Here is a 24,432-nt window from a genome sequence, read left to right on the forward strand (position 1 = left end):
TCATGACGTCACCTTGCCGACCGGCGCGACCAACCCGTCATGCCACCACGACGCCAGGCTGTACACGTGGGGCGCCTTGAGCAACGTGAAGTGGTTGCCCGGGCCGTACCAGGTCTGCAGGGTGTCGGTGTGCCGGGTCCACCCCTCGATCATGCCGGTTTGCTCGCGCTGGTTACCGGCTGCATCCAGGGTCGGATCATCGGCCAATACCAGGCGCGCCACGCCGACATAGCGCTGACGCGGCTGATACACCGTGCGCAAGGCCGTACCGAACGCCCGTGCAGGCCCGGCCATCACCTCGGGGGTGGAACGGGCCGACAGCATGCCCGCCCGCACCATCCCGGCGTGCAGCGCCGCCAACTGCCCTTCTTCATCCAAGGCCACGAACGCCTGTGGATCAATGCCCAACGGCTTGCCCGCCGCCAGTTGCATGGTTTCGATCAACCGCTGCAACACCTGCGTGGCCGTATAGGGCTTGCCCACCACGCCGTTGCCGCCAGGCGATTCGCTGTCCACCAGGGTCAGCGACGCCACTTCACGCCCCAGGGCCTGCAAGCGCAGCGCCATTTCAAACGCCACCCAGCCACCGAAGGAGTGCCCCAACAGGTGCACCGGCCCGCTTGGGCAGACCTGCTCCAGCGCCGTCAGGTACGCCTGCGCCGCCGCTTCCACCAGGCTGTGCGGCACCGCTTTGCCGTCCAGCCCGCGCGGTTGCAGGCCATGGATCGGCCAGGCCGGGCCGAAGGCGTCGGTCAGGCCGATAAACCCGGTGACGCTGTCACCGGCGCCAGGGATGCAAAACACCGGGGCACGCCCCGCCTGCCCGCTCTGGATCGTCAGCACCGGCTGATACACCGCCTTGGCCGACGCCACCCGTGGCGCCTTCAATGCCGTGCCGATGGCCTGGCCCAAGGCCTGGATATGCGGCGCCTGCATCATGCTCTGGTGGTCGCCCGGCACGTTGACGCGGTGCAGCAACGCCGCCGGAATGACCTGGTCCCAACCCAGGGTGTCACTGCTGCGCGAGGCTTCGTCCACGCGCTGTTCGGCGGTAAACAGGTGCACCGCGATGTTCAGCGGGAACAGGCTGTAATGCGCCTGGGCATGGCCATGCGCGACTTCGCGGTCCAGGTAGGCCCACAACGCGTCACGCGACAACGCCGCCAATGCCGGTTGCAGCAGGTGCGCGTCCACGCAGCGTTGCAACAGGCCGTCAAAGCCCAGTGACTCGGCGTCACGCGCCAACTGCGCCAGGGTGTCCAGCGCCTGGCTGTCGACTGGCTGCTGCGCCTGGCAGAACGCAGTGCATTGCTCCAGCAAGTGCAGGCCGTGGGCGTTGCTCGAAGACCAGCGCGCCTTGCCCTGGTCCACCAGCCGTGGCACGTGAGTGTCGATCAGGCCGACAAACTCCACGGCCTCGTCCATACCAATCAACTGTGCGGCGATTTCATACGCCAGCACCCCGCCGAACGACCAGCCCGCCACACGGTAAGGCCCGTGGGGCTGAACCTTGCGCATGGTTGCGATGTGCCGGGTGGCCAGGCATTCCAGGGTGCGCAACTGCGGCTGATCCCAAGGCACGCCTGGCAGGCCGTACACCGGAATATCCGCGTCGATCTGCTGGCCCAGCGCCGGGAAGTACACGTCCAGGCCGCTGAATTCATGCACCAGGAACAACGGCGTCTGCGTGCCACTGGCGCGCACCGTGACCAGGCTGTCGTCCTGCACCGGCGCGTCGGTGCGCAGGCGCAGCAACGCGGCCATCGCCGCAACGCTGGCATGCTGGAACAGCTCCGCCAGCGTCACCGGCACCGCATCCTGGGTCAGCAGGCTCACCAGACGAATCGCCAGCAGCGAGTGCCCGCCCATTTCAAAGAAGCTGTCGTGACGGCCCACGCGAGGCAGTTTCAGCACCTCGGCCCAGCGTGCCGCCAGTGTCTGCTCAAGCGCATCCACCGGGGCTTCGTACTCGCGGCTCAGCAACGTGTGCTGCGGCGCGGGCAAGGCCTTGCGGTCCAGCTTGCCGTTAGGCGTGACCGGCAGGCTGTCCAACTGCACATACGCCGTCGGCACCATGTACTCCGGCAGGTGGGTCAACAGCTCTTCACGCAGTTGCTCGACCGAGCCCGACGTGCCGCACAGGTACGCCACCAGTTGTTTGCCGCTGACCTGACCTTCGCTGTCATCGCGGGCCATGACCACCGCCGAGCGCACGCCTTCGCACGCCAGCAGCGCACTTTCGACCTCACCCAACTCGATGCGGAACCCGCGGATTTTCACCTGGTCATCGTTACGGCCCAGGTATTCCAGGGTGCCGTCCGGCAGCCAGCGGCCCAGGTCGCCGGTTTTGTACAGGCGGCCCTCGCCGTCGCTGAACGGGTCGACCAAAAAGCGTTCGCTGCTCAATTGCGGCTGGTTGAGATAACCGCGGGCGATGCCCACCCCAGCGATATGCAGCTCGCCCGCCACCCCCACGCCCGCCGGATGCCCGTGGGCATCGAGCACGTAAATGCGCGTGTTGTCGATCGGGCGCCCGATGGACCGTGGGTGCAGGTTGGCCGCCAACACTTCATTGGCCGTGGCGATGATGGTCGCCTCGGTCGGCCCGTAGGTGTTGAGCAAGCGCGGGGTGTGCCCGGCACGCAGGAACCAGTGCTGCACCGCTTCGGGGCTGAGCTCTTCGCCGCCCACCACGACCACCCGCACCGACGCCGGGATGGCGCTGCTGTGATCATCTGCCAGGCCCTGCCAGAACCGCGTTGGCAGGCTGATCACCGACAACCGCGCCTGCGCCGCCAGGGCCCAGAATTGACGGGCATCAGTCAGCCAGGCCGCACTGCGCAGCACCAGCGTGGCGCCGCAACTCAGCGCGCCGAAGATCTCCTCGATCGAGGCGTCGAAGTTGATCGTCGCAAATTGCAGCGCACGGTCCCCGGCCACCAGGCCGGTCAAGCCACGGATCGCCTGGATCTCGTTGCACAGCCCCGCGTGCTCGACCATCACGCCTTTGGGCTGGCCGGTGGAGCCTGAGGTGTAGAGCACGTAGGCCAGGTGGTTACAGGCCAGGCCCAGCTCCAGCGCATTCGGGTTGTCCTGGCTCAACTCACGCCACGGTTGCAGCGCGCTGTTGAGCGTTACCACCTGCAAGGTGTCCGCCAGGCTGCCCAGCAACGGCAACACCGCGTACTCGCTGAGCAACACGCGCGGCGCGCTGTCGGCCAGCATGAACGCCAGGCGCTGCGGCGGGTAGGCCGGGTCCAGCGGCACATACGCAGCGCCCGCCTTGAGGGTGGCCAGCAGCGCCACGACCATCGGCAGGCCGCGCTCCAGCGCGATGGCCACACGGTCGTCGGGCTGCACGCCCAGGGCGATCAAGTGATGGGCCAGCTGGTTGGCCTGGGCGTTGAGCTCGCCGTAGGTCATGGACTGGCCGTCGAACTCCAGCGCAACCGCCTGCGCGTCGGCCAGCACCTGGTCCTCGAACAGGTTGTGGATCAAGCGGTCCTGCGGGGCGTCCGTGCGGGTGTCGTTGAAGTCCAGCAGCACCTGGCGGCGCTCGGCCAACGGCAAGATCTGCAGGCTGTTGAGCGACGCCTGCGGCGTGCGCTCCAGGGCATCCGCCAGGCTGTCCAGCGCGCCGTGCATATACGCGCAGATACGCTGTGCGCCAATCTGCGGGCTGACCTGCACCGTTAGCGCAAACGCCTGGCCAAAATCGTCGACGTCCAGCGACAGCGGGTAGTTGCTGCGCTCTTCGCCGCCCAGGGCCTGGATCCCGTCCCACACGGCAATGTCTTCGCTCGACACGCCGCCCGCACTGTGACGGTAGTTGAGCAGTGCGCTGAACAACGGTGCCGGTGCGGCCACGCCGCTGCAGCGTTGGGCCAGGGCCAACGAGGCGTGTTCATGCCCCAGCAAGGTGCTCAAGCGCGCATGGGTCGCCTTGACAGCGGCTTGCACCTGATCGGCACCGACGCTGATCCGCAGCGGCAAGGTGTTGATAAACAGCCCCAGCGCGCGCTCGCCGCCCTGCATGCCGCCCATCAACACGGTGCCGAACACCACGTCTTCCTGGCCGCACACATGCGCCAGCACTTGCGCCCAGGCCATGTGCATCAGGCTCGCGGTGCTCACGCCCAGTTGCCGGGCATTGCTGCGCAGGCGCTGGGCCAGGCCGTCTTCCACACGCAGGTGCGCCAGTTCCAGCACGCCACCGGCTTGCACATCGTGCAGGCCAAACGGCAGGGTCGGTTCGTCGATGTCTGCCAGCATCTGGCTGAAGAACGCCTCGTGCTCCTGTTCCGTCATGCCCAGGCGCGCCTGGGCCACGTAGTTGCGGTACGGCACCGGCGCGTTCAAGTGCGCCTGCTGGCCGGTGAGGAACGCTTGCAGCTCGTGCTGCAGGATGTCCATCGCCACATGGTCAAACAGCATGTGATGGAACATCAGCAAGGCTGCCCAGTGCTGCTGCTCAGCGTCATAGGCACACACCAGGCGCATCAGCGGCGCGGCGCGCAGGTCCATACGCAACTGTTGCGGGTTGAAGCGTTCACGCAATTGCGCGCCCGCATCGCCGCTGCCCTGCAGGCTGATGTCTTCCAAAGCGAACGGCACATGGCGCAACACCACCTGCACCGGCTCGCTCAGCCCTTCCCAACGCATGGTGGAGCGCAGGATGTCGTTGCGCTCCACCACGCCTTGCAGCGCCTGGGCAAACGCCTCGAGCCGCTCGCGACGGTCGAAGTTGAACGAGGCCTGTTCCAGGTAGGGGTCGCCCTCCTCGGCCAGCAAGTGGTGATACAGGATGCCTTCCTGCAACGGCGTCATGCCGTAGATGTCCTGCACGTTGGCCAACTGGCCCGGCACGCTGGCCACCACGCTGTCGATTTCGTCCTGGCTCAGGCTGGTCAGCGGCACCATCGACGGGGTGATGCGGCTGCAATCGGCCGTGATGCCGTTGGCCGGAATCACCAGCGCCGTGCCGCTGCCCACCACCTTGGCAAGGCCTGCGAGTGTCGGGTGGGTAAACAGCGCACCCACGTCCACCCGCAGGTCTTCCTGGCGCATGCGCTCCACCAGCTTGACCGCCAGCAGCGAATGGCCGCCCAGTTCAAAGAAGTTGTCATGACGGCCGACTTGCTCAAGCTCCAGCACCTGCGCCCAGATCAGCGCCAGGCTGCGCTCGATACGCCCCTGTGGCGCCAGGTAATCACGGCTGGCCACCGCCGACTGGTCGGGGGCCGGCAGCGCCTTGCGGTCCAGCTTGCGGTTAGGGGTGAGCGGCAGGGCCTGCAACACCACAAACGCGCCCGGGATCATGTATTCGGCAAGCAGCGGCGCCAGGTAGCTGCGCAGGCCCGCCGCGGTCAGGTTGACCCCGGCGTGCGGCACCACGTAGGCCACCAGGCGCTTGTCGCCCGGGCGGTCTTCGCGGGCAATCACGGCCGCTTCCTTGACACCCGGGCAGTTGCCCAGGCGCGACTCGATTTCACCCAGCTCGATGCGGAAGCCGCGCACCTTGACCTGGAAGTCGTTGCGGCCCAGGTATTCGATGCGCCCGTCGGCCAGGTAGCGCGCCAGGTCGCCGGTCTTGTACATGCGTGCGTCGGGGGCATCGCTGAACGGGTCGGCAATGAAACGTTCGGCGCTGATCGTGTCCAGGTTCAGGTAACCCCGGGCCACGCCGTCGCCACCAATGAAGATCTCCCCCGCCACGCCAAACGGCACCGGCTGCTGCCGGTTGTCCAGCAGGTAGATGCGGGTGTTGGCCATCGGCTTGCCAATGGTCGCGTTGCCGCTGCCTTCGACACCCGCCAGGGCATCGTGGGTGACGTAGGCCGTGGTGCACGACACCGTCGCTTCAGTGGGGCCATAGGTGTTGATCAAGCGGGTATGGGCGGGGCGTACCTCGTCCCACAGTTTGAGTTTTTGCGCCGAGAGCGCGTCCCCCGTGACGTTGATCAGGCGTACATGGCGCAGGTGGTCCTGGGCCTGTTGCGGGGTGTGGTGCCATTCGGCAGCCAGGGTGTGCCAGTGCGCAGCGGTGAGGTGCAGGAAGGTCGGCTGGATGGCCGGGTCACGCGCCTCGGCGGTGCCGAACACATGACGGTTCGGGGCCAGGGTGGCGCCTGCCAGCAAGGCCGGGAAGATCTCCTCTACCGACAGGTCGAAGTTCAGCGTGTTTTGCTGCAACACCGTGTCATCCGGAGTCAGGCCGAACAGGTGCGCTGCGTCCAGGCTGTAGTTGACCAGGCCACGGTGCTCGATCATCACCCCTTTCGGGTTGCCGGTGGAGCCCGAGGTGTAGATCACATACGCCAGGTGACGGGCGTTGAGGCCCGGCACGTGCGGGTTGTGCTCGGCACCGGCCAGCGGCGCGTCCAGCAGCAATTGCGGGATGGCCAGGCTGGGCAGGCGGTCTTGCAAGGCACGCTGGGTCAGCAGCGCCGACGGCGTGCTGTCCTCGATCATGTAGGCCAGGCGCTCTGGCGGGTAGTGCGGGTCCAGCGGCACATAGGCAGCGCCCGCCTTGAGAATGCCCAGCAGGCCCACCAGCACTTCGTCGCCACGCTCGGCGCAGATCGCCACCCGATCATCCGGGCCAATGCCCAGGCCGATCAGGTGGTGGGCCAGGCGGTTGGCCTGGCGGTTGAGCTCGGCGTAGCTCACGCGGCGGTCTTCGAACGCCACGGCAATCGCGTCGGGACGCGCCTGCACCTGGGCCTCGAACAGCTGGTGAATCGTGCTGTCATGGGGGTACACGGCCTGGGTGTCGTTGAGCGCGTGCAGCAGGTAATCGCGCTCGTCCTCGTCGATCAGGTCGATCGCCGACAACAGCGCCTGGTCGTCGGCGACCATGGCCTGCAGCAGGCGCTCGAAATAGCCCAGGTAGCGTTGCAACGTGCTTTCGTCAAACAGCGCGGTGGCGTATTCCAGGTTGGCGGCGATGTGGCCCTGCACTTCGCCCAGGTCCAAGGACAGGTCGAATTTGGCAAAGCCGCTGGCCTCGCCGACCGCTTCAAACTGCAAGCCGCCCAAGGCCAGTTGGGTGTCGTCGGTGTTCTGCCAGGTCAGCAAGGTCTGGAACACCGGGCTGTGGGCCAGGCTGCGGGGCGGCTTGATCACCTCCACCACTTGTTCGAACGGCAAGTCCTGGTGGGCTTGCGCGGCCAGCGTGCGGTCCTTGGCATGGGCCAGCAGCCCGGCCACGGTCAGGTCTTCGCCCGCCCCAATGCGTACCGCCAGGGTGTTGACGAACAGGCCGATCAGCCCTTCGACCTCGGCCCGCATCCGGTTGGCGGCCGGCGAGCCGATCACCACTTCTTCCTGGCCGGACAGGCGGCAGAGCAACGCGCCCCAGGCGGCCATCATGGTCATGTACAGCGTGGTGCCGTGGCGCTGGCTCAAGGCTTTGAGGCCAGCAGTCAGGTTGACGTCCAGCAACAGGTTCAAGGTGGCGCCGCTGTAATCCTGCTGTGCAGGCCGTGGGCGGTCGGTGGGCAACATCAGCAAGGCTGGCGCATCGGCCAGCGCGTGCTGCCAGTACTGGCTCTGTTGCTGCAAGACCTCGCCGCTCAGCCAGCGCCGCTGCCACACGGCAAAGTCGCTGTATTGCAGGGTCAGCGGCGGCAACGGGTCGTCCTGGCCCAGGCGGAAGGCTTCATACAGCGCCATCAGTTCGCGGGTCAGGATGCCCATCGACCAGCCATCGGAGACGATGTGGTGCAAGGTCAACAGCAGCACATGGTGATCGTCCGCGCGGCGCAGCAGTTGGGCGCGAATCAGCGGCCCCTGCTCCAGGTCGAACGGTTCGAGGGCCTCGGCACGGGCGAGGTCTTGCACGGCCTCGTCGCTGTGCACGTCCAGGCGGTGAAGCGCAAACGCCTGCCCGGCCGGCTCGATGCGCACCAGCGGCTCGTTGTCGCGTTGCACAAAGCGGCTGCGCAGGGCTTCGTGGCGCACCACGATGCCTGCCAGCGCACGCTCCAGCGCATCAGCGTCCAACTGGCCGCGCAGGCCCAGGCCCAGCGGCATGTTGTAGGCCGTGCTGGCACCTTCCATCTGCGCCAGGAACCACAGGCGTTGCTGGGCAAACGACAGCGGCAGGTCCTGGTCACGCGCTACCGGCAGGATCGCCGGCAGCGTGCTGCGGGCGGCCTGCGCCACCACCTGGGCCAACGCGGCCAGTTGCGGGTGGGCAAACAGGTCGGCCAGGGCCAGCTCCACGCCCAGGCGCTGACGCACCTGGGAAATCAGGCGCATGGCCAACAGCGAGTGCCCGCCCAAATCAAAGAAATGCCCTTGGCGCCCGACTTGCTCAAGGCCCAGCAGTTCCTGCCAGATCTGCGCCAGCGTGGTTTCCAGGGTTCCTTGCGGTGCTTCATACACCGCACTGACCACCGCCTCCAGCCCGGGGGCCGGCAGGGCCTTGCGGTCCAGCTTGCCGTTGGGGCTCAGCGGCAGGGCCGCGAGCTGCACATAGGCCGACGGCACCATGTAGTCCGGCAGCGACCCTTGCAGGCCGCTGCGCAGGTCTTCGATCGGGACCACCTGCCCCGCCACGGCGGGCGTGAAGTAACCCACCAGGCGTTCGTCGCGCACCAGCACCGCCGCTTCCAGCACCTGTGGATGGGCCGCCAGCAAGGCTTCGATTTCGCCCAGCTCAATACGCAGGCCGCGAATCTTCACCTGGTCATCGTTGCGCCCCAGGTATTGCAGGGTGCCGTTGGGCAAGTAGCGCGCCAGATCGCCGGTGCGGTACATGCGCCCGCCCGCGGTGAACGGGTCGTCCAGGAAGCGTTCGGCGGTCAGCTCATCACGGTTCAGGTAACCCCGCGCCACGCCAGCCCCGCCGATGTACAGCTCACCCACGCTGCCGGTCGGCACCAGTTGACCGTAGGCATCCAGCACGTACAGCGTCAGGTTGCGCAAAGGCCGGCCCAGCGGAATATCGCCGTCGGCGTAGCGCGCAAGGTCGGCGTCTATCGCGTGCCAGGCCACCACGTCGCTGCACTCGGTAGGGCCATAGCTGTTGATGAACTGCGGGCGCGGCGCCTGCAGTTTTTCCAGCTGCGACAGCTTGATCGGCTCACCGCCCAACACCACCCGGCGCAGGTTGCTCAAGGCGTACTCTTCGTCCGCCTCGATCAGCGCATAGAACGCGCTCGGGGCCAGGTTGATGTGGCTGATCTGCTGCTCGCCGATCTGGCGCACGATGCGGGCCGGGTCGAACGGGCTGGCCGCCAGGTGCAAGGTGGCGCCGATGGCCAGGCTGGCAAAGATGTTTTTCTGGGTCAGGTCGAAGCTGTGGGAGGTCAGCAACAGCACCGCATCTTCGGCGCTCAGCCCCACCTCTTCCAGATACCAGCCCAGCATGTTGACCACGCCCTGGTGCTCGACCATCACGCCCTTGGGCTGGCCGGTGGAGCCGGAGGTGTAGATCACATAAGTCAGGTGCTGCGGCGTCAGGTCGGCCACGTGCGGGTTGCCCAGCGGCTGCGCGCCGAGGTCGCCGCGGTCGAGGTCCACCACCGCCAGGCCCGGGTCGACGGCCAGGTGCGCCGTGGCCGCGTGCACCAGCAACGCCTGCGGGGCGCTGTCTTGCAGCATGTAGTCAATGCGTTCCTGCGGGTAGGTCGGGTCGATCGGCACATAGGCGCCACCGGCTTTGAGAATGCCCAGCAGGCCCACGATCAGCCCGGCGCTGCGTTCCACGCAAATGGCCACGCGCGCATCCGGCGTGACGCCCAGCTCGCCCAGGCGATGGGCCAACTGGTTGGCGCGCTCGTTGAGCTGGCGGTAGGTCAGTGACTCACCGTCGCCCTGCACGGCCACGGCATCCGGCGTGCGCAGGGCCTGGGCTTCAAACAGGCTGTGCACGGTGCGCGGGTTGAGCGCGCTGCGCGGGCCACTGAGGCCTGCCAGTTGGTGCGAACGCTCCGGTTCGTCCAGCAGCGGCACTTGCTCCAGCACATGCTGGTCGTCTTGCACCATGGCCCGCAGCAAGCGCTCGAAGTAACCCAGGTGACGGCGCAGGGTCGGCTCGTCGAACAGCGCCGTGGCGTAACTCAGGGAACCGATGATGTGGCCCTGGGCCTCGCTCAGTTCCAGCGACAGGTCGAACTTGGCCGCGCTGTTGACCTGGCCATGGCCCTCCAGCACCAGATCGCCCAGCACCGGCGTCGCGGTTTCGTTGTTCTGCCAGGTCAGCATGGTCTGGAACACCGGGCTGTAGGCCATGCTGCGCACTGGCTTGATGATGTCCACCACCTGCTCGAACGGCAGGTCCTGGTGCGCCTGGGCGCCCAGGGTCTGGGCCTTGACCCGCGCCAGCAGGGTTGACACGGTCGGTGCCCCCGAGGCGTCGATGCGCACCGCCAGGGTGTTGACGAACAGGCCGATCAGGCCCTCCACCTCGACACGGGTACGGTTGGCCACCGGCGAGCCGATCACCACGTCATCCTGACCGGACAGGCGGCAGAGCAGCGCGCCCCAGGCGGCCAGCGCGGTCATGTACAGCGTGGTGCCATGGCGCTGACTCAGGGCTTTGAGGCCCTGGGTCAGTTCGGGGTCCAGTTGCAGGTGCAGCACTGCCCCCGTGAAGTCCTGCTGCGCCGGGCGCGGCCGGTCGGTGGGCAGGGTCAGCATGGCCGGGGCACCGGCCAGGGTCTGCTGCCAGTACAGGCTTTGCTTGTGCAGCACCTCACCGCTCAACCAGCGGCGCTGCCACACGGCAAAGTCGGCGTATTGCAGGTCCAGCGGCGGCAACGGGTCGGCTTGCCCGGTGCTGAAGGCGCCATACAAGGCCATCAGCTCGCGGGTGAGCACGCCCATGGACCAGCCGTCAGAGGCGATATGGTGCAGGGTCAGCAGCAACACATGGTGCGCGTCGGCCAGGCGTACCAGGCGGGCGCGCAGCAGCGGGCCGTTGACCAGGTCAAACGGGGCCAGCGCTTCGTGTTCGGTCAGGGCCTGCAACTGCGCAGGCGCGTCGGCCTGACCGCGCAGGTCATGCTGGGCCAGTGCAAACGAGCCTTCGACCGGGGTAATGACCAATTGCGGCTCGTCGTTGTGCACGGCAAACACGCTGCGCAACACTTCGTGGCGGCTGACGATCTGCGCCAGCGCACGCTCCAGCGCCAGGGCGTCGAGGGTGCCACGCAAGCCCAGGCCCAGCGGCATGTTGTAGGCGGCGCCCACGTTGTCCATCTGCGCCAGGAACCACAGGCGTTGCTGGGCAAACGACAACGGCAGCGCCTCCTCGCGAGACACCGGCAGAATCGCCGGCAGTTGGCTGCGCCCGGCCTTGGCCAGCACCTGCGCCAGGGCCGACAGCTGCGGGTGGGCAAACAGCGCCGCCAGGTCCAGTTCCACCCCCAGTTGCACACGTACCTGGGAGATCAGACGCATGGCCAGCAACGAATGCCCGCCCAGTTCAAAGAAGTGATCGGCACGCCCTACTTGCTCGACCTTGAGCACCTGGCTCCAGATCTGCGCCAGGGTGGTTTCCACCTCCCCGACCGGCGCTTCATAACCCCGGCTCAGCAGCGCGCTCTGGTCTGGCACCGGCAGGGCCTTGCGGTCCACCTTGCCGTTGTTGTTCAACGCCAGGTTGTCCAGGCGCACGTAGGCGGTGGGCACCATGTAATCGGGCAGGTGTTCTTGCAGGTAGGTGCGCAGGGCCTCGAGATCGACCGCGGTGTGCTCGGTGAAATACGCCACCAGGCGCTTGTCCCCAGGCTCGTCTTCACGGGCCAGCACCACCACGTCCTTGACCTGCGGGTGTTCACTCAGGCGGTTTTCGATTTCACCCAGTTCGATACGGAAACCGCGGATTTTCACCTGGTCATCGTTACGGCCCAGGCAGTCCAGCTCGCCTTTGGCCAACCAGCGGCCAAGGTCGCCGGTGCGGTACATCAAGGTGCCGGTGTCATCGCTGAACGGGTCGGCGATGAATTTCTCGGCGGTCAGCTCAGGACGGTTCAGGTAGCCCAGCGCCACGCCGTGGCCGCCGATGTAGATTTCGCCGACCACGCCCAGCGGCACCGGCTGCTGACGATCGTCGAGCAGGTAGATACGCGTGTTGGCGATCGGCCCGCCAATCGGCACGCTCTCGGCGTTCTCCGCCACCGCACGCACTTCAAAGGTAGTCGCGTAGGTGGTGGACTCGGTGGGACCGTAGCAATGCACCAGGCGCAATTGTGGCGCGTAGGCCAGCAAGGTGCGGAACGCGGCCGGGTCGGCGCGCTCGCCACCGCACAGCAACATGTGCAGGCCCTTGAGGGCTTCGGGAATCAGTTGCACGTATTGGTTGAACAGCGCGGTGGTGGTGAACAGGATACTCACCTGGGCCGCGCTCAAGGCTTGGCCGAAACGCAGCGGTTCCAGCAGCGTGTCGTGGTCGATCACCACGATCTGCGCGCCATTGAGCAGCGCGCCCCACACGTCCATGGTGCTGGCGTCAAAGGCGGGGTTGGAGGCAAAGGCGATGCGGTCGTGCTCGTTGAAATCGGCATAACCGTTGTTGATCACCAGGCGCACGATGCCACGATGCGGCACCAGTACGCCCTTGGGTACGCCGGTGGAGCCGGAGGTGTACATGATGTACGCCACCGCTTCGCTGGACTGTTCAAGGCCCGGGTTGTGCTCGGGCAGGTCCAGCAGGTCCAGGGCGTCCAGGTCCAGGCGTTGCACGGTGTGGCTGGCATCGGCGTCGCCGGTGGTGAGCAGCCATTGCGCGCCGCTGTCCTGAATCATGAAGCCCTGGCGGTCGGCGGGGGCATTGATGTCCAGCGGCACATACACCGCCGCGCACTTGCTGATCGCCAGCTGGCTCACCAGCAGGTCGAGGGAGCGCGGCAGCAGCATCGCTACGCTGGCGCCAGGTGTCACGCCCAGGCCGATCAAGTGGTGTGCCAGGCGGTTGGCACGGCGATTCAATTGCTCGTAGCTCAAAGCGTGCTCGCCATGTACCGCCGCGACGGCCTGTGGCCGGGCCTGGGCCTGGGCTTCAAACAGGGCATGCACGGTGGACGTGTGTGGGTAGGCGCGGGTGGTGTCGTTGAACGCGTGCAACAGTTGCTCACGCTCGGCGGACGGCAGAATCGACATCGTCTGCACAGGGGTGGCCGGGGCGTGCTCAAGGGCATCGACCAGTTGCCGCAACACTGTCTGCATATAGCCGCAGACCCGCTGCGCACCGATGCTCACCAGCGCCTGGGCATTGAGCTGGAACCCTGCCACAAAGTCATCGACGTTCAGCACCAGCGGATAGTTGGTGCGCTCTTCCATGTGGAGCGCCTGGATACCGTCCCATGCACTGATGTCGGCGCTGCTCGCTTCAACGGGCCCGCTGTGACGGTAATTGAGCAAGGTGTTGAACAATGGCTGGGCAGGCGGCAGCCCGCTGCATTGCTGGGCCAGGGACAACGAGGCGTGCTCATGGGCCAGCAATTGCGAGAGCTGCCCGTGGGTGGCACGGACCGCGTCGCGTGCACCGTGGGCACCCACGCTGACCCGCAACGGCAAGGTATTGATGAACAGGCCCAGGGCGCGCCCTGCCCCTTCACCGCCTTGCAGACGGCCCAGCAAGACGGTGCCGAACACCACTTCCTCACGGCCCGACACCTGCCCCAGCACCTGGCCCCACGCCAGGTGCATCAGGCTGGCCGCGCTGACGCCGAGCACACGTGCCTGTTCGCGCAAACGCCCGCTCAGTTGGCTGTCGAGCAACAGGTGCGCTTCTTCGATACCGCTGCCGTCGCCCTGCGTGTCCTGCAAGCCAAACGCCAGGGTCGGCTCGTCGATATCGCCGAGCATTTCAGTGAAGAACGCTTGCAGGGCATCGCCATCGGCGCCCAGGCGCGATTGCGCCACATGGTTGCGATAGGGAATAGACGGCGCCAGTTGATCGGTCTGGTCCTTGAGGCTGGCCTGGACTTCTTCGATCAGCACTTCCAGCGCGGTGTGGTCCAGCACCATGTGGTGGAACAACAAGACACCGACCCAGCGCTGGTTGGCCGTGTCCTGGGTGTAGGCCAGGTGCATCAGCGGCGCGCGGGTCATGTCCAGGCGGTAGTGACGCGGGTCGAACTGGCTGTGCAGTTGGGTCAACACGTCGCCTTCGGCCGCGTCGATCACCACCTCTTCCAGGCCCAGCATTGCCTGGCGCCAGACCACCTGCACCGGCTCGTCGAGCCCGTCCCAGGCGATGCTGCTGCGCAAGATGTCGTGGCGATCGATCACACTTTGCAGCGCCTTGGCGAACAGGTTCACCTGCGCGGGGCCGGCAAACGCAAATTTCATGTGCAGCAGGTAGGCATCGCCCTGGCTCGCGGACAGGTGGTGGTAGAGCATGCCGCCCTGCAGCGGCGCCAGGGGGTAGATGTCCTGCACGTTGGCCACGCCGCCGGGCACCGTGGCGACGATACGGTCGATAGCGGCCTGGTCCAGCTCGGCCAGGGGCAACAGGTCGGGGGTGATCCGGGTGCAATCGGAGGTGATCCGGTTGGCCGGCACCACCAGCTCATGGTGCCCACTCACCGCGGCGGCCAGGGCAGCCAGGGTCGGCTTGCCGAACAACACGCGCACATCGGCGCTCAGTTCGATCTGGCGCATGCGCTCGATCAGCTTGACGGCCAGCAGCGAATGGCCGCCCATTTCAAAGAAGTTGTCGTGGCGGCCTACACGCTCCACCCCGAGCAATTCTTGCCAGATAAGCGCCAGGATCTGTTCCACCTCGCCTTCGGGACGCTCGTACTCGCGACGCGCCAACGCTTCGGCGTCAGGCGCGGGCAAGGCTTTGCGGTCGAGTTTGCCGTTGGTGGTCAGCGGCAGGCTGTCGAGTATTACAAAGGCGCTCGGCACCATGTAGTCAGCCAGGTGCACCAGCAACTGGGTGCGCAGCTCGGCGGCGCTCGGTTCATGGCCCTCGGTGGCAATCAGGTAAGCCACCAAGCGTTTATTGCCCGGCTGGTCTTCGCGAGCGATCACCACCGCATCGCGCACCCCGTCGCAGGCCGCCAGGCGCGCTTCGATCTCGCCCAGCTCAATGCGGAAACCACGGATTTTCACCTGGTCGTCGTTACGCCCCAGGTAGTCGATGCTGCCGTCGGCCAACCAGCGGCCCAGGTCGCCGGTCTTGTACAGGCGCGCATCGGCGCGCCCGCTGAACGGGTCGGCAATGAAGCGCTCGGCGTTCAGCTCAGGACGGTTCAGGTAGCCACGGGCCACGCCCGCACCGCCCACGTACAACTCGCCCACCACCCCGACCGGCACCGGCTCGCGGCGCTCATCCAGCACATACAGTTGCAGGTCCGGAATGCGCCCGCCGATCGGACTTACGCCCACCAGTTGCGCGTCGGCAGCTTCCAGCGCGCGGTAGGTCACGTGCACGGTGGTTTCGGTGATGCCGTACATGTTGACCAGTTGGGTGCCAGCGTTGGCCACGCGGGCATACCAGGGTTTGAGCATGCCCGGCTCCAGCGCTTCGCCACCGAAAATCACCTGGCGCAGGGAGTGCTTCAATGCACTCTGGCCCTGGGCGGCGATCAACTGGCGGAACGCGCTGGGGGTCTGGTTGAGGATGGTCACGCCCGCGCTGCACAGCAGCGCGTAGCACTCGTCGGGCGAGCGGCTGGTGAGTTGCGGCACCACCAGCAACTGGCCGCCGTGCACCAGCGCGCCCCAGATCTCCCACACCGAGAAGTCGAACGCGAACGAGTGGAACAGCGCCCACACGTCCTCGTCATTGAAGCTGAACCAGCCCTCGGTGGCCGAGAACAGGCGTGCCACGTTGCGGTGTTCGATCATCACGCCCTTGGGCAGGCCGGTGGAACCGGAGGTGTAGATCACGTAGGCAAGATTGGCCGAGGTAAGCCCTGGCACATGCGGGTTGGTCACGGCTTGCGCCTGCAAGTCCGCCGACGCCAGGTCCAGCACCGGCACCGACAGCTCGGCCACCCGCGAGGCCGTTGCCGCCTGTACCAGCACCGCCACTGGGGCGCTGTCTTGCAGGGTGTAGCTGATGCGCTCTTGCGGGTACGCCGGGTCGATCGGTACATAACCGGCACCCGCCTTGAGGATGCCCAGCAGGCCGACGATCATCTCCAGCCCGCGCTCCACGCAAATGGCCACGCGGTCATCCGGGCGCACGCCCAGTGCCAGCAAGCGGTGGGCGACCTGGTTGGCGCGGCGGTTCAGCTCGCCGTAGCTCAGGCGCTGGTCTTCAAACAGCACCGCCGTGGCGTCCGGACGGCTGCCCGCCTGGCGTTCGATCTGGTGGTGGATCAATGTGGCATCGGCAAACAGCGTGTCTGTGGCGTTCCAGCGCTGCAGCAGTTGCTCGCGCTCGGCCGCTGGCAGTATCGGCAGGTTCAGCAGCGACGCTTGCGGGGTGTGTTCCAGGGCTTGTACCAAATGCTCCAGGGCACATTGCATGTAGCCGCATACGCGTTCGGCGCCAATTGCGCCGTCGGCCATGACCGACAGGCTGAAGGCGTCGCCCAAGTCGTTGACCGACAGGGTCAGCGGGTAGTTGGTGCGCTCCTTGCTATCAAGGACACGAATACCGTCCCAGGCCGCCACGGCCTCTTGCGACATATCCGCACCGCCCAGTTGGCGGTAGTTGAGCAGCGAGCTGAACAAAGGTGTCGTCGCCGCCACCTTGCTGCACCGCTGCGCCAGCACCAGGGAAGCGTGTTCGTGGCTCAGCAGCCCGGTCAAGCGCGCATGGGTGCTCTTGACCAGTGCACGCACGCCCGCTTCGCCCAGGCTGACCCGCAGCGGCAGGGTGTTGATGAACATGCCCAGCGCACGATCGGCACCTTCACCGCCTTGCAGGCGCCCCAACAACACGGTGCCAAACACCACGTCATCACGCCCAGACACACCGCCCAGGACCCGCGCCCACGCCAGGTGATACAGGCTGGCCGGGGTCACCCCCAGTTGCCGGGCCTGCGCGCGCAGGCGCTGGCTGAAGCTGTCGTCCAGCGCCCGGTACACCTCTTCAATACCGTGGCCTTCGCCCTGTACATCCTGCAAACCGAACGGCAGGCTAGGCTCGTCGATATCCCCAAGCATCTCGCTGAAGAACGCTTCATGTTCCTCGCGGCTGACCCCCAGGCGGGCCTGGGCCACGTAGTTGCGGTACGGCACCGACGGTGGCAACTGTGCCTGCTCACCACGGGTGTGGGATTCGATTTCTGCGATGAGCATGCGCAGTGACGTGGCGTCGTCCACCAGGTGGTGCAGCAGCAACACCGCCGCCCACCGGTTGTTGGGCGCGTCTTCGCTGTAGCCGATGCGCATCAGCGGGGCCTGGCGGATATCCAGGCGGTGGTGACGCGGGTTGAGGCGTGCCGTCAGTTGCTCGGCGATGTCACCGTCGGCCGGGTCAAGGCGGATTTCATCCAGGCCCAACGGCGCCTCGCGCCACACCACTTGTACCGGCTCGTCGAGCCGCTCCCATACCACGGCGGTACGCAGGATGTCATGACGCGTAATCACACACTGCAGCGCCGTCGCAAACTGCTGAATACGCTCACGGCTGTCAAAGCTGAACGTCATGTATTGCAAGTAGGGATCGCCCTGGGCGGCTGCCAGGTGGTGATACAAAATGCCTTCCTGCAACGGTGCCAGGCTGTAGATTTCCTGCACGTTGCGGGCACCACCCGGTACTGTCGCGACAACACGATCGATACCCGCCTGGTCCAGGTCCGCCAACGGCAGCATGTCCGGGGTGATGTGCTCGCAGCCCTCGGGCACCCGGTTGGCAGGCACCACCACGTCCTTGCGGGCGCCCGCCACGGCGGCGGCCAACGCGGCCAAAGTCGGCTGGCCAAACAGCACACGCACGTCGGCGCTCAGGTCGACTTGACGCATGCGTTCGATCAGCTTGACCGCCAGCAGCGAATGCCCGCCCAACTCGAAAAAGTGATCCTGGCGCCCCACCTGCTCCACGCCCAGCAACTCTTGCCAGATACCGGCGATCAAGGTTTCGACCTCGCCTTGCGGCGCCTCGTACTGGCGGCGCGCCAAGGCATCGGCGTCCGGCGCGGGCAAGGCCTTGCGGTCGAGCTTGCCGTTGGTGGTCAGCGGGAAACTGTCCAGCATCACAAAGGCGCCCGGCACCATGTACTCGGCCAGGTGCACCAGCAATTGAGTACGCAACTCGGCGGCGCTGGGCGGCGTGCCCTCGGCGCCGATCACATAGGCCACCAGGCGTTTGTCACCCGGCTCGTCTTCACGGGCGACCACCACCGCTTCGCGCACGCCCTCGCAGGCGGCCAGACGCGCTTCGATTTCGCCCAACTCGATACGGAAACCACGGATTTTCACCTGGTCGTCGTTACGCCCCAGGTAGTCGATGCTGCCATCGGCCAGGCGACGGCCCAGGTCGCCAGTCTTGTACAGACGGGCGTCGGCGCGGCCGCTGAACGGGTCGGCAATAAAGCGCTCGGCGTTCAGTTCAGGACGGTTCAGATAACCCCGCGCCACCCCTGCCCCGCCCACGTACAACTCGCCCACCACCCCAACCGGCACCGGCTCGCGGCGTTCATCCAGCACGTACAGTTGCAGGTCCGGAATGCGCCCGCCAATCGGGCTCACACCCACCAGTTGTGCGTCGGCAGCTTCCAGTGCGCGGTAGGTCACGTGCACGGTGGTTTCGGTAATGCCGTACATGTTGACCAGCTGGGTGCCAGCGTTGGCCACGCGGGCGTACCACGGCTTGAGAATGCCCGGCTCCAGGGCCTCACCGCCAAAGATCACCCGGCGCAGGGAGTGCTTGAGGTCACTCTGGCCCTGGGCAACGATCAACGAGCGGAACGCGCTAGGAGTCTGGTTGAGGATGGTCACACCGGCGCTGCACAGCAGCGCATAGCACTCGTCGGGGGAACGGCTGGTGAGTTGCGGCACCACCAGCAACTGGCCGCCGTGGATCAGCGCGCCCCAGATTTCCCACACCGAGAAGTCGAAGGCGAACGAGTGGAACAGCGCCCACACGTCCTGGTCATTGAAGTTGAACCAATCTTCGGTGGCGGTGAACAAGCGCGAAACGTTGCGGTGTTCGATCATCACGCCTTTGGGCAGGCCAGTGGAGCCGGAGGTGTAAATCACATAGGCCAGGTTCGCCGAAGTCAGGCCCGGCACATCCGGGTTGACGGTGGACTCTGCTTGCCAGTCGCCCGCCGCCAGGTCGAGCACCGGCACCGACAATTCGGCCACGCGCGAGGCCGTGGCGGCCTGCACCAGTACCGCGACCGGGGCGCTGTCTTGCAGGGTGTAGCTGATGCGTTCTTGCGGGTACGCCGGGTCGATCGGCACGTAGCCAGCACCCGCCTTGAGGATGCCCAGCAGGCCGACGATCATGTCCAGGCCGCGCTCCACGCAGATCGCCACACGGTCATCCGGGCGCACGCCCAGGCCCAGCAGGCGGTGGGCGACTTGGTTGGCGCGGCGGTTCAGTTCGCCGTAGCTCAGGCGCTGGTCGTCGAACAGCACGGCGGTGGCGTCCGGGTGGGCGGCTGCGCGGGCTTCGACCTGGCCGTGGATCAGCGCGTTGTCAGCAAAGGCCTGATCGGTGGTGTTCCAGTGTTGCAACAGGTGGTGGCGCTCAGTCGCGGGTAAAATGCCCAGCGTTCTCAGGGGCGCGTCCGGCGTCTGTTCCAACGCAGCCACCTGGCTTTCCAGCGCCGCGTGCAAGTAATGCGCAACCCGTGCGGCGCCGATACCGACATCCGCCAGGACAGTGATGTGAAAGTCTTCGCCCAGGTCATCGAGGTTGACCGTCAAGGGATAGTTGGTGCGCTCTTCTGCCCCCAGCGCCTGCATACCCGCCCAGGCCGTCTGGGCCTCTGCGCCACCGCCAGTGCTGCTGTGGCGATAGTTGAGCATTGCGCTGAACAGCGGCGTGGGCGTTGCAACCCCGCTGCAGCGCTGGGCCAGGGCCAGCGAGGCATGTTCATGCTGCAGCAGTGCGGTCAAGCGTTCATGGGTCAGTTTCAGGCCGCTGCGCACACTCTGCTCGCCCACGCTCACGCGCAGCGGCAAGGTATTGATAAACATCCCCAACGCACGATCCGAGCCCTCGCCCGCGTGCATGCGCCCCAGCAACACGGTGCCGAACACCACTTCCTGGCGCCCGGACACGCGGCCCAGCACCTGCGCCAACGCCAGGTGCATCACGCTGGCCGCACTCACGCCCAACTGCCGGGCCTGCGCGCGCACCCGCTTGCTCAGGCTGTTTTCGATCATCAGGCGACTTTCTTCAATGCCACGGCCGTCACCTTGCACATCTTGCAAACCGAACGGCAGGGTCGGCTCATCGATGTCGGCCAGCATCTCGCGAAAGAACGCTTCGCGTTGCTGATCGCTGCCGCCAAGGCGCGCCTGAGCTACGTAGTTGCGGTACGGCACCGGCTCACCCAATTGCTCGGTCTGGCCCAGCAGGAAGGCTTGCATTTCGTGCTGCACCACGTCCATGGCGGTATGGTCCAGGGCCATGTGGTGAAACAACAGCACCGCCACCCAGCGTTGGTTCGGCACATCCTGGGCAAACGCTACACGCATCATCGGCGCCTGGCGGATATCCAGGCGGTAATGGCGGGCGTCGAAACGGGCTTGTAATTGGGTCAGCACATCACCGTCAAGCGGGTCCAGGCGCACGTCCTCACAAACCAGAACGGCCTTGCGCAACACCACCTGCATTGACTCATCCAGGCTCTCCCAGACTAGGGTGGTGCGCAGGATATCGTGGCGGTTGATGACGTATTGCAGCGCCTGGGTAAAACGCTCCAGCGACGCGCGATCATCAAACGCGTAGTGCGATTGCAACAGATAGGGGTCGCCCTGCTCAGCGGACAGGTGGTGGTAAAGCATGCCTTCTTGCAGGGGCGCCAGCGGATAAATGTCCTTGACGTTGGCTACCCCACCCGGCACGGCCTCGACGATCCGGTCGATCGTGGCCTGGTCCAGGGCGGTCAACGGCAGCATCTGGGGGGTAATGCGGTAAGCCGGGCTGACCCAATCACCGCCGTTGCGGCCAATCAACTCAAGCAGTTGCGCTTTGTGCAGGCGCAGGTTGTCGAACAACTCATCATCAATCCCCTCGTCGTCGCCCAGGATGATCAGGTCATCCTCTTCGCGTTGGAGGTGGATCGCATGGGTAGAAAGAGCTGCCATCAATTCGCTGAAGTGCATTTTGTAACCTGCTTAAGATTCGGAAACGGTGACGAGAAAGTCCGGCTTCAGATGCAACGTAATGTCCGAGCGTCGAACAGCAGCGAATGGCCAGTCATTGGCGAGACGCTGTAGCCGTCAGGTTCAAAAAAGTGATTGGTTAAGACGCGTGCCCCGGGGGGTTTCCACTGGGCAGGAAAACTAAAACATCGGGGGGGAGGTGTATGTCATGGGAAGCAGGGACAACGGTAGCGGGCTCGGATTGTTGGGGTCATATCCGTTGCTGCGGTAACGGCGGCTGGTGGTTCCGCCCTTACGGCGGGTCACTTTTGGAAGAGCGCCAAAAGTAACCAAAAGCGCTTCGCCCCACCACTCGGCACCTCGCTGACGCTCGGTGTGCCCGTAGTCCGACATTCAATCGGGGGGCCGCCGCTATCGGCCATCCATGGCCGAGAGCGGCTAAGCCGGCGTCCTGCCGGCTTACCCCCCGCTTGAACATCGGCCTACGGCCAGCGTGGTTTAACGGGGCGCTCAAGATCAAGATCAAAAGCAGATCAAGATCAAAAGCAGGCGGCCTGGCGGCCGACCTTGAAGCTTGGAGCCTGGTGCTTTACTTCCTCCATCTTTCATTAGTGCTACTGCACAGCCAAACGTGTGGCAAGTCACTCACCACAACAGCGGATGAGTGAATTTACAGACCGGCTGCCAGACCGCCTGCTCTTGATCTTGATCTTGCTTTTGATCTGAATCGCCCCGTTAACCACGATGGCCGGATTCCGACCTTGATCCGGGGGGTAAGCCGGCAGGACGCCGGCTTAGCCGCGCTGGGCCATGGATGGCCCATCGCGGCGCCCCCCCGGAGCAAGGTTGGAATACGGGCATGCCGAGCGTCAGCGAGGCACCGAGTGGTGGGGCGAAGACCTTTTGGTTACTTTTGGGGCGTCTGCCAAAAGTGACCCGCCGTAAGGGCGGAACCACCACCAGCCGTAACCAAAATAACGGATATGTCCCCCCCCCCCCAAAAAAGCCCTCAGATCCGGCGCTTACGTTCAAGCGTAGGCACGGTAGACTGCGGCACCGCCACATGCTCCACCTTCCCCACCGCCCCCGCCATCCCCACCAACGTCGGCTGAGCCAACAACACCCGCAAGTCCGCATCCAACCCCTGCTTGCGCATCAGCTCAACCAAACTCACCGCCAGCAACGAATGCCCGCCCAATTCAAAGAAGTGGTCATGCCGCCCCACCTGCTCCACCTTGAGCACCTGCGCCCACAGCTGCGCCAACGCCACTTCCACCGGCCCTTGCGGCGCCTCGTAGACCCGGCTGACCAACGCAGCCTGATCCGGTACGGGCAAGGCCTTGCGATCCACCTTGCCGTTGTTGGTCAACGGCAAACTGTCAAGCCGCACATAGGCCGACGGCACCATGTACTCCGGCAATTGCCCCTGCAACCGCGCACGCAAGGCGTCGATGTCCAGCGGCTCGCGCTCGGTGAAGTACGCCACCAGGCGCTTGTGCCCCGGCTCGTCCTGACGCGCCAACACCACCGCGTCGCGCACTCCCGGGCAACCGGCCAGGCGGGTTTCGATCTCGCCCAGTTCGATACGGAACCCACGAATCTTCACCTGCTGGTCATTACGGCCCCGGTACTGCAAGGTGCCGTCCGCCAGCCAGGCCACCAGGTCGCCGGTGCGGTACATCAAACCGCTGTTGAACGGGTCGGCGAGGAATTTCTCCGCCGTCAGGTCTTCACGGTTCAAGTAGCCCAACGCCACACCCTGGCCACCGATGTACAACTCGCCGGTCACGCCTACCGGCACCGGTTGCTGATGGGCATCCAGCACATAGGTCAGGGTGTTGCCCACCGGACGTCCGATGGGAATGCTGCCCTCGCCCACGTCGGTAATCGCGTGGGTGGTGGAGAACGTGGTCGCCTCGGTCGGGCCGTAGCCGTTGAGCAGGTGCTGCGGTGCGCCGTCCTTGAGCACCCGTGCAATCACGCTCGGGTCCAGCACGTCGCCTCCCACGATCAGGTAGCGCAGTTGCGGGAACACCGGCAACAGGCTTTCGGCGTATTGGTGGAACAACCCGGCGGTCATCCACAACACACTGACCGACTGCTGCTGCAACAGCGCCGCAAACCCGCTCTGGGACAACAGCGTGTCCTGATCGACCACCACCACCGCGCCGCCGTTGAGCAGCGGCGCCCATACGTCCAGGGTGCTGGCGTCGAACGCCGGGTTGGAGGCAAAGGCCACGCGGTCGTGGGCGTTGAAGTCGGCATAGCCGTTGTTGATCACCAACCGCGTGATCGCCCGGTGCGGCACCAACACGCCTTTGGGCGTGCCGGTGGAGCCGGAGGTGTACATGATGTACGCCGCCGTCTCGGCCGATTGCGCAAGCGCCGGGTTGTACGCAGGCGCGCTGTCCAGGTTCAACCCGTCCAGGTCCAGGCGCCGCACCTCAAAGGCCAGCGACTGGTCGGCATGGCTCAGCAGCAACGCTGCCTGGCTGTCGCGCACCATGAATTCCTGGCGCTCGGCCGGGGCGTTGATGTCCAGTGGCACGTACACCGCCGCACATTTGCTGATTGCCAATTGGCTCACCAGCAGGTCTACCGAACGGGCCAGCAGCACCGCGACACTCGCGCCGGGTTGCACACCAGCGCTCATCAGGTGATGAGCCAGGCGGTTGGCGCGGGCGTTCAACTCGCCATAGCTGACGCGTTGCTCGCCATGCACCGCGGCCAGTGCCTCCGGCCGGGACTGTGCCTGGGCCTCAAACACAACGTGCACCGGTTCACTGCCCGGGTAGGGGCGTGCGGTGGCGTTGAAGGCTTGCAGCAGTTGCTGGCGTTCATCGGCCGGCAATATCGACACCCGGCTCAAGGCCGCGTGCGGCGCCTGTTCCAGTGCATCGACCAGGCCGGTCAGTACGCTGCACACGTAGCCCAGCACCCGCGCGGCGCCTACCGAACGCGGCGCCAGGGTGTTGACCCGGAAGTCATTACCCACATCGTCCACCGACAGAATCAGCGGGAAGCTGTCGACCCCTTCCCCGCCCAGTATTTCGATGCCTTCCCACGCCGCTTGGCTGGCCTCGCTGACCGTGGCAGAACCATGACGGTAGTTGAGCAAGGCGCTGAACAGCGGCGCCGGGGCCACCACGCCACTGCAGCCCTGTGCCAGGGCCAGCGAAGCATGTTCGTGGGCCAGCAACTGGCTCAGGGCCACGTGGGTGTGTTTCACCGACG

General features: G+C 65.8%; 1 protein-coding gene and 1 pseudogene. Both read right to left on the reverse strand.

Features of this window, described 5'->3' with window-relative positions; genetic code table 11:
- Window positions 1-21,198: a non-ribosomal peptide synthase/polyketide synthase gene (locus tag ACW9H9_RS25555; protein WP_457346151.1), complete on the reverse strand. Its 21,198-nt coding sequence runs from the start codon at window positions 21,196-21,198 to the stop codon at window positions 1-3.
- 1,009 nt (window positions 21,199-22,207) lie between these two features.
- Window positions 22,208-24,427 (reverse strand): annotated as a pseudogene (locus ACW9H9_RS25560) (non-ribosomal peptide synthetase); the annotation flags it as partial.
- Window positions 24,428-24,432 lie beyond the last annotated feature (5 nt).

Source organism: Pseudomonas sp. SDO5215_S409 (assembly GCF_054071325.1).

Coding starts and splice junctions, on each gene's coding strand:
- ACW9H9_RS25555 (WP_457346151.1), bottom strand. CDS start 21,198: ATGCACTTCAGCGAATTGATGGCAGCTCTTTCTACCCATGCGATCCAC.